1 protein-coding gene is annotated in these 538 nt (G+C 41.6%); it reads left to right on the top strand.

Going from position 1 to position 538, the window contains the following annotated elements:
* Positions 1-538 (top strand): phage terminase large subunit (gene terL, locus HL054_RS22225; RefSeq protein WP_369141305.1); only part of this gene is annotated, 538 nt, incomplete at both ends.

Genomic DNA, 538 nt, shown 5'->3' with positions numbered 1-538 from the left:
GATTGAAAGGTGACAAGTATCATCGTTATCACGTCGCCAGCACGTCTACAAGCTCCTACCTTCAACGTATTCTTGTTATTGACCCAAGTGGTAGGGGTAAAGATGAAACAGCTTACGCAGTGTTGTATATGCTTAATGGCTACATCTATCTAATGGAAGTGGGTGGTATGAGGGGTGGGTATGAAGATACTACCCTTGAGAAACTTGCTCGTATTGCTAAACGTTGGAAAGTAAATGAAGTGGTATTTGAATCCAACTTTGGTGATGGTATGTTTGGTAAGGTGTTTCAACCAGTGCTCATTAAACATCATCAGTGTTCTCTGGAAGAGTTCAGAAGTAAAGGACAGAAAGAACTTCGTATTATTGAGAACCTTGAACCAGTTATGTCTTCACATCGTCTCATTGTCAGGGAAGAAGCTATACAGGCTGACTACAATGGGGCAAGAGATGTTGATGGTAAACAAGATATCAAATACTCTGCCCTCTATCAGATGACTCGTCTTACACGGGATAGAGGTGCATTAGCACACGATGATAG

Origin of the sequence: Modestobacter versicolor (genome assembly GCF_041028285.1) — a bacterium.
Taxonomy (GTDB): domain Bacteria; phylum Actinomycetota; class Actinomycetes; order Mycobacteriales; family Geodermatophilaceae; genus Modestobacter; species Modestobacter versicolor_A.
The sequence above is the reverse complement of the archived record's forward strand: the minus strand, read 5'-3'. Positions and strand labels throughout refer to the sequence as shown.